Origin of the sequence: Streptomyces sioyaensis, from assembly GCF_004122735.1 — a bacterium.
Lineage (GTDB): Bacteria > Actinomycetota > Actinomycetes > Streptomycetales > Streptomycetaceae > Streptomyces > Streptomyces sioyaensis.
This window is the reverse complement of sequence record NZ_SDIF01000011.1, coordinates 85,843-97,092: the sequence shown is the minus strand read 5'-3', so window position 1 is coordinate 97,092 and position 11,250 is coordinate 85,843. Positions and strand designations below refer to the sequence as shown.

The following is an 11,250-nucleotide window of genomic DNA, read 5'->3' as shown; positions in this document are numbered from 1 at the left end:
GTGTGGGGTCTCAGACACCCGAACCTGCGGGCACGGAGTCGGTCGCCTCCGTCCACAGATCCTGCTCGGCGCGATCCGCCTGGATCTGGCGGTACACGAGGAGCCCGCCGATGGCGGCCAGTGCGACCAGGAGAAGCTTCTTCACCGCGCGACCTCGTCTTTCGTTGACGTAGGGGACCTATGTCGGCCGATGATACACACCGGTTGATACCGATCGGTTACCTAGCCCACCGTCGGCAACACCTCGTCCGCGGCGCCTGTACGCGAGCCAACTTCCGCCCGCGTACAACGAATCGGCCCGGCCGGAGAATTCTCCGGCCGGGCCGACTGTGCAGTGCGGCTACCAGGACTTGAACCTGGGGCCTCTTCCTTATCAGGGAAGCGCTCTAACCGTCTGAGCTATAGCCGCGCGTTCGCTGCACCGAAAGATTAGCGCACTTCAGAGGCGTTCCCAAAATCGGTTCCGGGAGCCGTGCGCACACCCGTCCGCGAGGGCTCACTCGTCCTCGGCGAGGGTGAGCTCGACGCCGCCGACGAAGCCCGCCGACAGGTTGTAGATGAAGGCACCGAGCGTGGCCAGCGCGGTCGCCAGCACCACATCGATCACCGCGATGATCGAGGTGAACAGCAGCACCCGCGGCAGCGACAGGAAGGACTGCAGATCGAAGCCGGAACCGTCGCCGGAGCCGGTGGCGTCACTGATCGTCCCGCCGACCGTGGTGAAGACGCCCATGGCGTTCATGACCATCCACAGCACCGCGACGGCCACGACCGTGCAGATGCCCAGCGCGATGGAGAGCAGGAAGCTGACCTTCATCACCGACCACGGATCGGCGCGGGCCACCCGCAGCCGGGCCTTGCGGGTGCGCGGGGCCGTACGGGCGCCCGTACGCGGCAGGCGCACCGCGGACCCGCCCTGTGATCCGCCGCCGGTGGCATACGCCTGAGGAGGCTCGTACGGCTGTGTGGAGCCGCTCTCCGGCCGCCCCTGGGGCTGCGGTTGCGGCTGACGGGTATCGGTCACGGGTCCCCCCTGGTGAGAGCCCTCGTCTCGGGGGCCGGTGGCAGAAACGGCGGAGCCACGGGCGCTGTCATCCGTCACGGTGGCGGGTCCGGACGAGGAGCCCTTTCCGGCTCCCGGTCCATCCGCTGCAGCGCCCGTGGCTCCACTCACGACCTACTCCTCGTGCTACTCCGCCGCGGGCTGCTCGCCCTCGGCCACTGTGGGCTCGGTCCCCTCGGCCGCGTCGGTCTCCTCGGGCGCCTCGCCCCCGTCGACCTCTTCGGCCTCACGGCCGGCCTCTGCGTTCCGTGCGATGCCGACGACGGCATCCCGCTTGCCCAGGTTGATCAGTTGGACGCCCATGGTGTCACGGCCGGTCTCGCGCACTCCGTTGACCCGCGTACGGATCACGCCACCGCCGAGCGTGATCGCGAGGATCTCATCGGTGCCCTCGACCACCAGCGCGCCGACCAGGGAACCCCGGTCCTCCACGATCTTGGCGGCCTTGATGCCCAGACCGCCACGGCCCTGGACACGGTACTCGTCGACCGGAGTGCGCTTGGCGTAGCCGCCGTCCGTCGCGGTGAAGACGTACGTACCGGCGCGGACCACGTTCATCGAGAGCAGTTCATCGCCCTCGCGGAAGCTCATGCCCTTCACACCGGAGGTGGCCCGGCCCATCGGGCGCAGCGCCTCGTCGGTCGCGGTGAACCGGATCGACTGCGCCTTCTTGCTGATCAGCAGCAGGTCGTCGGTGTCCGACACCAGCTCGGCGCCGATCAGCTCGTCGTCCGTGCCGTCCTCCTGCTCGCGCAGGTTGATCGCGATCACACCGCCGGAGCGGGGCGAGTCGTAGTCCTTGAGCGGCGTCTTCTTCACCAGGCCGGCCTTGGTGGCGAGCACCAGATACGGCGTGGCCTCGTAGTCGCGGATCGCCAGGATCTGCGCGATCTGCTCGTCCGGCTGGAAGGCGAGGAGATTGGCCACATGCTGACCCCGGGCATCGCGCCCCGCGTCCGGGAGCTCGTACGCCTTGGCGCGGTAGACCCGGCCCTTGTTCGTGAAGAACAGCAGCCAGTGGTGGGTCGTGGAGACGAAGAAGTGGTCGACGATGTCGTCTTCCTTGAGCTTCGTGCCCCGGACGCCCTTGCCGCCGCGCTTCTGCGAGCGGTAGTCGTCGGTCTTGGTGCGCTTCACATAGCCGCCACGGGTGATCGTGACGACGATGTCCTCCTCGGCGATCAGGTCCTCGATGGACATGTCGCCCTCGAAGGGCACCAGCTTGGAGCGCCGGTCGTCGCCGAACTTCTCGACGATCGCGGCGAGTTCCTCGCTGATGATCTGGCGCTGGCGCTCCGGGGAGGCCAGGATCGCGTTGTACTCGTTGATCTTGCGCTGCAGCTCGTCGTGCTCGGCGGTGATCTTCTGGCGCTCCAGGGCGGCCAGCCGGCGCAGCTGCATCTCCAGGATCGCGTTCGCCTGGATCTCGTCGATCTCCAGCAGGCCCATCAGGCCCTCGCGCGCCACGTCGACGGTCTCACTGCGCCGGATCAGCGCGATGACCTCGTCGATGGCGTCCAGCGCCTTGAGCAGACCGCGCAGGATGTGCGCCCGCTCCTCGGCCTTGCGCAGCCGGAACTTCGTCCGGCGGACGATGACCTCGACCTGGTGCGTGACCCAGTTGCGGATGAACGCGTCCAGCGAGAGCGTGCGCGGCACCCCGTCGACCAGCGCGAGCATGTTGGCGCCGAAGTTGGTCTGCAGATCGGTGTGCTTGTAGAGGTTGTTGAGGACGACCTTGGCGACCGCGTCCCGCTTGAGGACGATGACCAGGCGCTGGCCGGTACGCGAGGACGTCTCGTCGCGGACGTCCGCGATGCCGCCGACCTTGCCGTCCTTGACCAGGTCGGCGATCTTCTGCGCGAGGTTGTCCGGGTTGACCTGGTAGGGCAGCTCGGTGACCACCAGGCACTGGCGGTTCTGGATCTCCTCGACCTCGACCACCGCACGCATCGTGATCGAGCCGCGGCCGGTGCGGTAGGCCTCCTCGATGCCCTTGCGGCCGACCACCAGGGCGCCGGTGGGGAAGTCGGGGCCCTTGATCCGCTCGATCAGCGCCTCCAGCAGCTCCTCATGAGAGGCCTCCGGGTGCTCCAGCGCCCACTGGGCACCGGCGGCGACCTCGCGGAGGTTGTGCGGCGGGATGTTGGTGGCCATACCGACCGCGATACCGGCCGAGCCGTTGATCAGCAGATTGGGGAAGCGCGCCGGCAGGACCGTCGGCTCCTGGTTACGGCCGTCGTAGTTGTCCTGGAAGTCGACGGTCTCCTCGTCGATGTCCCGGAGCATCTCCATCGACAGCGGCGCCATCTTGCACTCGGTGTACCGCATGGCCGCAGCCGGGTCGTTGCCCGGAGAGCCGAAGTTGCCGTTGGAGTCGACCAGCGGCATCCGCATCGACCAGGGCTGCGCCAGGCGGACCAGGGCGTCGTAGATCGAGGAGTCGCCGTGCGGGTGGTACGTACCCATGACGTCGCCGACGACGCGGGCGCACTTGTAGAAGCCCTTCTCGGGGCGGTAGCCGCCGTCGTACATCGCGTACAGCACGCGGCGGTGGACGGGCTTGAGGCCGTCCCGGACGTCGGGCAGCGCACGCGAGACGATGACGGACATCGCGTAGTCGAGGTAGGAGCGCTGCATCTCCGTTTCGAGCCCGACGGGCTCGACGCGCATGCCCACGCCTTCGATGGCGGCGGGCGTGCCCTCGGCGGTCACGCCGTCCGGGGTCACGGGGGTGTTCTCGTCGGCCATGGTGGTTCAAAGTCCTTTCGAGCTGCGGCTGTTGTACGGGCCGACAGGGCTCAGATGTCGAGGAAGCGGACGTCCTTGGCGTTGCGCTGGATGAACGAGCGACGTGCCTCGACGTCCTCACCCATCAGCACCGAGAACAGGTCGTCCGCGCGGGCCGCGTCGTCCAGCGAGACCTGACCCAGGACACGGTGGTCGGTGTCCATGGTCGTGATGCGCAGCTCCTCGGCGTTCATCTCACCGAGACCCTTGAAGCGCTGGACCGAGTCGTCCTTGATGCGCTTGCCGCTCCGCTTGCCGAGCTCGATCAGCGCGTCCCGCTCCGGGTCGGAGTAGGCGTACTCGAAGTCGTCCCGGCCCCACTTGATCTTGTAGAGCGGCGGGCGGGAGAGGTAGACGTGCCCGGCCTCGACCAGCGGCCGCATGAAGCGGAAGAGGAAGGTCAGCAGCAGGGTGTTGATGTGCTGGCCGTCGACGTCGGCGTCCGCCATCAGGATGATCTTGTGGTAGCGGAGCTTCTCGATATCGAAGTCCTCATGGACTCCGGTGCCGAAGGCGGAGATCAGCGCCTGGACCTCGTTGTTCTGCAGGATCTTGTCGACCCGGGCCTTCTCGACGTTGAGGATCTTGCCTCGGATGGGCAGGATCGCCTGGTACTCCGGGTTACGGCCCGACTTGGCCGAGCCACCGGCGGAGTCACCCTCGACGATGAAGATCTCGCACTTGGTCGGGTCGTTGGACTGGCAGTCGCTCAGCTTGCCCGGCAGCGACGCGGTCTCCAGCAGGCCCTTGCGGCGGGTCAGATCCCGCGCCTTACGGGCCGCGACCCGGGCCGTCGCCGCCTGGATGCCCTTGCGGACGATGTCTGCGGCCTCGTTGGGGTTGCGGTCGAGCCAGTCCGTGAGGTGCTCGTGGACGACCTTCTGCACAAAGGTCTTGGCCTCGGTGTTGCCCAGCTTCGTCTTGGTCTGGCCCTCGAACTGCGGCTCGCCGAGCTTGACCGAGATGATCGCCGTCAGACCCTCGCGGATGTCCTCACCCGTGAGGTTGTCGTCCTTCTCGCGCAGCAGCTTCTTGTCGCGTGCGTAGCGGTTGATCAGACCCGTCAGCGCCGCACGGAAGCCCTCCTCGTGCGTACCGCCCTCATGCGTGTGGATGGTGTTCGCGAAGCTGTAGACACCCTCGCTGTACTGGGTGTTCCACTGCATCGCCAGCTCGACCGAGAGCAGCCGCTCCTTGTCCTCGGCCTCCACGTCGATGACCGTGGGGTGCACCAGCTCGCCCTTGCGGGAGTTCAGGTACTTCACGAAGTCGACGATGCCGCCCTCGTAGTGGTAGCGGACCGCGAGGGGCTTGCCCTCCTCGTCCACATGGTCCGGGCGCTCGTCCGTCAGCGCGATCGTCAGACCCTTGTTGAGGAACGCCATCTCCTGGAAGCGCCGGGACAGCGTCTCGAAGCTGTACTCGGTGGTCTCGAAGATGTCGCCGTCGGCCCAGAACGTCACCGACGTGCCGGAGTCCTCCCTGGCCTCGTGCTTGGCCAGCGGCGCCGTCGGCACACCGAGCTTGTACTCCTGCGTCCAGCGGTAGCCGTCCGTGCGGACCTCGACCGCCACCCGCTGCGACAGCGCGTTCACGACGGAGACACCCACGCCGTGCAGACCACCGGAGACCGCGTAGCCGCCGCCGCCGAACTTGCCGCCGGCGTGCAGCACCGTCATCACGACCTCGACGGCCGGCTTGTTCTCGGACGGCACGATGCCGACGGGGATGCCGCGGCCGTTGTCCACGACGCGGACGCCGCCGTCCGGCAGGATCGTCACGTCGATGGTGTCCGCATGGCCTGCCATCGCCTCGTCGACGGAGTTGTCGACCACCTCTTGCACGAGGTGGTGCAGACCGCGCTCGCCCGTCGAGCCGATGTACATGCCGGGGCGCTTGCGGACCGCGTCCAAGCCTTCGAGGACGGTGATCGCACTGGCGTCGTACGACTTCTCCACCGAGGAGTCGCCCAGGGCGCCGGCAGGAACCCCCTCTTCTGTAGAAGCCGTGTTGTTCTCGTTGAGGTCGCCGGAGTCGGCCACGAAGCGCCCTTTCTGGCACAGCACGAGCCCTTCCGCGCCTGTGGGGATCACCCCAGGGAAGACAGGCGGGAGCGGCTGCGTCGTTCGACATGTTCCGCGAGTGGGCGGGATTGCCATCAGTCTACCGGTAGCGCCGACACTCATGGGGGTTTGCAGGCACCTGAGTCGTCATGTGCCGCCCTGAACTGGCGTCCGCCGACTCCCCATATCCGAGAAGGGGCCCCAGGACGCTCACACGGGCACTCAGCGCTTCCGGCTGTCAACCGGCGGCTACCGTGAGCGGAGTCTCACCCGCCTCACCCGTATGCAGGGGTTCCGCCGCACGTCACCCACGGGCCACGGGGCTCAGCCGTAGGTGTCGCCGGGGCCCTTGCTTCCCGGTGCCCGCAGCGCTCCGTAGCGCCGGGCGGGACCGCCGGGGCCCAGCACCTTGATCACCTTTACGGTGCCGTGGCCCAGGTCCCCGTTGAGGCGTGCCACCAGCGTCGGGGCCAGCAGCCGCAGCTGCGTCGCCCACGCCGTCGAATCGCACTGCACGGTCAGCACCCGGGCGTCCTCGTCGTACTTCTGCGGCTCGCAGTGCTGCGCCACCTCGGGCCCCACCAGCTGCGGCCAGCGCCCCATCACTCCGCCGACCGCCGCCGGGGTCTCCCAGCCGCGCTCCGTGATCAGCCGGTTGATCGCCGCGCCGAGCGGCAGCGGATCGCGGCCGTCCGCCCGCGCGCCCGACCGCAGCCCCCCGCGCCTGGCCTGCTTCTTCTGCTGCGCGGCCGCGCCCCGCGCGCGCGCCTGCTCCTTGGCGGCCACCAGTGCCTGACGGGCCAGATCCACACCGGAGAGCTCCGGGGCCTTGGGCCGCTCGGGCTGCGGGTCGCTCACGGGGTCACCTTCTCCACGGCGCCGTCGGACACCGCGTAGCGCGCGCCGGCCAGCACCTCCGGCACATCGTCGGCCACCGCCGCCGTCACCAGCACCTGCTCGCCCGGCGCCACCAGCTCCGCCAGCCGCTCGCGGCGCCGCGCGTCCAGTTCGGCGAAGACGTCGTCGAGGACCAGGACCGGTTCATTGCCCTCGGCCCGCAGCAGGTCGTACGACGCCAGCCGCAGCGCCAGCGCGTACGACCAGGACTCGCCGTGGCTGGCGTAGCCCTTCGCCGGGAGCTGGCCCAGCTTGAGCACCAGGTCGTCGCGGTGCGGGCCGACCAGCGTCACCCCGCGCTCGATCTCCTGCTTACGGGCCTCGCCGAGCGCGGCCAGCAGCACGCCGTACAGCTCCTCGCGGGTCCCGGCGGCGGCCATCGCCTCGCCCGCGGAACCGCGGTACTCCAGCGCCAGCGGTCCGCCGCCCGGCGCCAGCTGTTCGTACGCCTTGTCCGCGAGCGGCTGCAGCGCGGCGATCAGATCGAGCCGCTGCGCCAGCAGCTCGGCGCCGGCGCGCGCCAGATGCTGGTCCCAGACGTCCAGCGTCGACAAGTCCATCTGGCGGCCCCCGTGCCGGCGTGCCAGCGCGGCGGTCTTCAGCAGGGTGTTGCGCTGCTTGAGGACGCGGTCGTAGTCGGACCGCACCCCGCCCATCCGCGGTGCACGCGCGGTGATCAGCTCGTCCAGGAAGCGCCGCCGCTCCCCCGGATCGCCCTTGACCAGCGCCAGATCCTCCGGCGCGAACAGCACCGTGCGCACGATCCCCAGCACGTCCCGCGGCTTGACCTGCGAGGACCTGTTGATCCTGGCGCGGTTCGCCTTGCCCGGATTGAGCTCCAGCTCGATCAGCTGCTGCCGCTCGCCCTGGACGACCGCGGCCCGGACGACCGCTCGCTCGGCGCCCATCCGCACCAGCGGCGCGTCCGAGGAGACCCGGTGGCTGCCGAGCGTGGCGAGATAGCCGACGGCTTCGACCAGATTGGTCTTGCCCTGTCCGTTGGGTCCCACGAAAGCCGTGACGCCCGGTTCGAGCGGAACCTCGACCCGGGCGTACGAGCGGAAGTCGGCGAGGGACAGATGCGTGACATGCATGACGGAGCGCCGACCTCCCCCGGCTGTTCCTGCGGTTTCGTACTGCTTCGAGCTGCTGCGTGCTACTTCTTGCTCTCGACCGCGTGGCCGCCGAACTGGTTGCGCAGCGCGGCGATCATCTTCATCTGCGGGGAGTCGTCCTGACGCGACGCGAAGCGGGCGAAGAGCGAGGCCGTGATCGCGGGCAGCGGCACGGCGTTGTCGATCGCGGCCTCGACCGTCCAGCGGCCCTCACCGGAGTCGGCGGCGTAGCCCCGCAGCTTCTCCAGGTGCTCGTCGTCGTCGAGGGCGTTGACGGCCAGGTCGAGCAGCCAGGAACGGATGACCGTGCCCTCCTGCCACGAGCGGAAGATCTCCCGGACGTCGGTGACGGAGTCGACCTTCTCCAGGAGCTCCCAGCCCTCGGCGAAGGCCTGCATCATCGCGTACTCGATGCCGTTGTGGACCATCTTGGCGAAGTGGCCGGCGCCGACCTTGCCCGCGTGCACCGCACCGAAGTCGCCCTCGGGCTTGAGGGCGTCGAAGATCGGCTGCACCGTGGCGACGTCGTCCTTCTCGCCGCCGTACATCAGTGCGTAGCCGTTCTCCAGGCCCCAGACGCCGCCGGAGACGCCGCAGTCGACGAAGCCGATGCCCTTGGCCTTCAGCTCCTCGGCGTGCTTCTCGTCGTCGGTCCAGCGGGAGTTGCCGCCGTCGACGACGATGTCACCCGGCGACAGCAGCTCGGCCAGCTCGTCGATCGTGGACTGGGTGGCGGCACCGGCCGGCACCATGACCCAGACCACCCGCGGACCCTTGAGCTTGTCCACAAGCCCCTGCAGGCTGTTGACATCCGCCAGGTCCGGGTTGCGGTCGTATCCGATGACGGTGTGGCCGGCGCGGCGAATGCGCTCGCGCATATTGCCGCCCATCTTGCCGAGACCGACGAGACCGAGCTCCATCAGAGACCCTCTTTGCACGTAGTCGTTGCTGTCGTACCCGAGTCCGAGCCTACGCCCGCAGGTCCGCGCACACCTGTGGGCTCAGCCGCTCATCAGGGGCCCTTCAGCCGGTCGCCGCACGGGGCGGGGCCAGGGCACCGCGACCCACGGCGGCTGCCCGCCGCGGGTCGCACGCACGGCCGTCAGCCCGACAGCCGCACCGGCATGATCAGGTACTTGTACGCGTCGTCCGCTTCGGCGTCCTTGGCCGGCCGGCCGCTCAGCAGCGCGGGCTTGGTCGAGGTCGTGAAGGACAGCTGCGCCACCGGGGAGTCGATGGCCGACAGGCCCTCCAGGAGGAAGCCGGGGTTGAAGGCGATCGAGATGTCGTCGCCGTCCAGATCCGCGTCCACCCGCTCCACAGCCTGTGCATCATCGCTGGAGCCGGCCTCCAGGATCAGCACACCCTGCTCGAAGCTCAGCCGGACCGGGGTGTTCCGCTCGGCCACCAGCGCCACACGCTTGACGGCCTCGACGAACGGGGCGGTCTCGATCACGGCGACGGAGTTGAACTCGGTCGGGAAGAGCGTGCGGTACTTCGGCAGGTCGCCTTCCAGCAGCCGCGTCGTCGTCCGCCGTCCGGCGCCCTCGAAACCGATCAGACCCTCGCCCTGCCCGGAGCCGGACAGCGCGAGCGTGACGGTGTCGCCGCTGCTCAGGGACTTGGCGGTGTCCAGCAGGGTCTTGGCGGGGACCAGCGCGACCGCGGAGGCGTCGGGGCTCTCCGGCTTCCACAGGAACTCACGCACGGCGAAGCGGTAACGGTCGGTGGAGGCCAGCGTGACCGTGTCGCCCTCGATCTCGATCCGTACGCCGGTGAGCACCGGAAGGGTGTCGTCACGGCCGGCGGCGATGGCGACCTGGGCGGCGGCCGCGGCGAAGACCTCACCGGGGACGGTGCCGGTGGCGGTGGGCATGGCCGGCAGCGCCGGGTACTCCTCCACAGGAAGGGTGTGGAGGGTGAACCGCGAGGAGCCGCAGACGACGGTCACCCGTACACCGTCGGTGGAAATCTCCACCGGGCGGTTGGGGAGGGCGCGGCAGATGTCGGCGAGCAGCCGGCCGGAGACGAGGACCGTGCCCTCCTCCTCCACCTCTGCGTCCACCGAGACCCGTGCGGAGACCTCGTAGTCGAAGCCGGAGAGGCTCAGCGCGCCGTCCTCCGCCTTCAGCAGCAGGCCCGCGAGGACGGGCACCGGCGGACGGGCCGGGAGGCTCTTGGCCGCCCAGGCCACTGCCTCCGCGAGTACATCGCGCTCCACCCGGATCTTCACCGGAACCGCCTCCTGCTGTTGCTGGCTCTCGCCCTGCTGGCCTTCGTCGTCGGCTGAGTTGCCGGAGACCAGTCTGACGCACACCACCGACAGTCGGTGCGGCTCGGGGTCAAGTCGGATCGACCGATGCCGGATGCCCGGCGGCCAACTTGTGCACAGGCCCCGTTTCCGAACGAGTTCCCCGGTAGATATCCGTGGTCGTAGTAGTAGGGCCTGTGGAAACCGTGGACAACTGCTTTTGCGCAGGTCAACACGGATTTTTTGTCCACTGCTCCTGTGGGCGGCGGCCGTGGATAAGCCGGCGACTCTGTGGACCGCGGGAAGTTCTGCACACCCGATGCACAGGGGACGGCTACTTCTCCCCAGTGCCATCCCCAGCTTTACCCCGGTTCCCCACAGCCCAACCAGCCAACTTGGTGTGACGGCTTTCACTCGCCCCGGTGAGAGCGGGTGTTGCGTTGCCGAACAGTGGACAGGGGTGTGGAGAAGCTGGGGACAACAGCGGCCTGCCTGTGGGCGGCCGGTGGACAAGACCGTACCTCCCCTGTGGACGAATCCGCTGTCCACATCCTGTGGAGGGCGGTTGGTCACAAATCCACACGCGGCTGACCTCCCCCGATGCACCGTCAGCTCATCGTCCTGTGGATCCCACAGGGATAACTTTCCCTTCCCCAGGATGTGGAAGGAAATTTGTTGCCCAATCTGTGGAGAGAGGCCGTGACCGGGCCGGGATTCGAACACGGCCGGCACGCTCCACAGGTTTGGGACGCCCGCGGGGCGGATCGATCCGTGGCGGAAGCACCTCCGAGACGGCTCGGGACGGGCTCGGAACCGGCTCGCAAGGGGCTCGGGAGAGCGTCGGCACGAGCGCGGGAGCCGCTCGGGAAGCTCACAGGACCGCCTGGAGAAAGCTGGGCGGCGCCGGGACAGCCGGGAGCGCGACGAAATGACTCGCGGTGCAAAGGACTGCGCGACGCGAGGACTCGCGACGCAAGCCCGGGAGCCCCAGAAGGGAGGTCCCCCGCCGTCTCCCCTCTGTACGACGAAGGGCGCTCCGGGAGCGGTCCCGGAGCGCCCTGGGCGTCCTGT

The 11,250-nt window shown here is 68.8% G+C and carries 8 protein-coding genes and 1 tRNA gene; all 9 read right to left on the bottom strand.

Annotated elements, in window-relative coordinates; translation table 11 throughout:
- Positions 1-10: 10 nt before the first annotated feature.
- A complete protein-coding gene (locus EST54_RS06435) occupies positions 11-145 on the bottom strand; it encodes a DLW-39 family protein (protein WP_003958712.1) in 135 nt (44 codons plus the stop codon).
- Positions 146-335: 190 nt separating this feature from the next.
- Positions 336-409, bottom strand: a tRNA-Ile gene (locus EST54_RS06430).
- A gap of 87 nt (positions 410-496) precedes the next feature.
- Positions 497-1,174, bottom strand: coding sequence for a DUF3566 domain-containing protein (locus EST54_RS06425; RefSeq protein ID WP_174243906.1), 678 nt, complete (start codon positions 1,172-1,174; stop codon positions 497-499).
- 15 nt (positions 1,175-1,189) lie between these two features.
- Positions 1,190-3,814, bottom strand: a complete 2,625-nt coding sequence (gene gyrA / locus EST54_RS06420; protein WP_129245890.1) for a DNA gyrase subunit A — start codon at positions 3,812-3,814, stop codon at positions 1,190-1,192.
- Between the two features lie 50 nt (positions 3,815-3,864).
- Positions 3,865-5,919 carry a DNA topoisomerase (ATP-hydrolyzing) subunit B gene (gene gyrB / locus EST54_RS06415; protein WP_129245888.1) on the bottom strand — a complete coding sequence of 685 codons (2,055 nt, stop codon included), beginning with the start codon at positions 5,917-5,919 and terminating at the stop codon, positions 3,865-3,867.
- A 321-nt stretch (positions 5,920-6,240) separates the two neighbouring features.
- Positions 6,241-6,774 (bottom strand): DUF721 domain-containing protein, encoded by a 534-nt coding sequence (locus EST54_RS06410; RefSeq protein ID WP_129245887.1) that lies wholly within the window; start codon positions 6,772-6,774, stop codon positions 6,241-6,243.
- The gene (gene recF, locus EST54_RS06405; protein ID WP_129245885.1) at positions 6,771-7,907 is read right to left on the bottom strand and encodes a DNA replication/repair protein RecF; all 1,137 of its coding nucleotides are present in this window, start codon (positions 7,905-7,907) and stop codon (positions 6,771-6,773) included. Before recF ends, EST54_RS06410 begins: the two co-directional genes overlap by 4 nt.
- Before the next feature lie 62 nt (positions 7,908-7,969).
- Complete coding sequence (gnd, locus tag EST54_RS06400) at positions 7,970-8,848, bottom strand: phosphogluconate dehydrogenase (NAD(+)-dependent, decarboxylating) (RefSeq protein WP_129245884.1); 879 nt, start codon at positions 8,846-8,848, stop codon at positions 7,970-7,972.
- Positions 8,849-9,030: 182 nt separating this feature from the next.
- On the bottom strand, positions 9,031-10,161 hold the full coding sequence (gene dnaN / locus EST54_RS06395) for a DNA polymerase III subunit beta (RefSeq protein WP_093488890.1): 1,131 nt from the start codon (positions 10,159-10,161) through the stop codon (positions 9,031-9,033).
- Positions 10,162-11,250: the final 1,089 nt, after the last annotated feature.

Bases quoted from the DNA above. Each gene is read 5' to 3' on its own strand.
- recF (WP_129245885.1), bottom strand. From the start codon at position 7,907: ATGCATGTCACGCATCTGTCCCTCGCCGACTTCCGCTCGTACGCCCGG.
- gnd (WP_129245884.1), bottom strand. From the start codon at position 8,848: ATGGAGCTCGGTCTCGTCGGTCTCGGCAAGATGGGCGGCAATATGCGC.
- gyrA (WP_129245890.1), bottom strand. From the start codon at position 3,814: ATGGCCGACGAGAACACCCCCGTGACCCCGGACGGCGTGACCGCCGAG.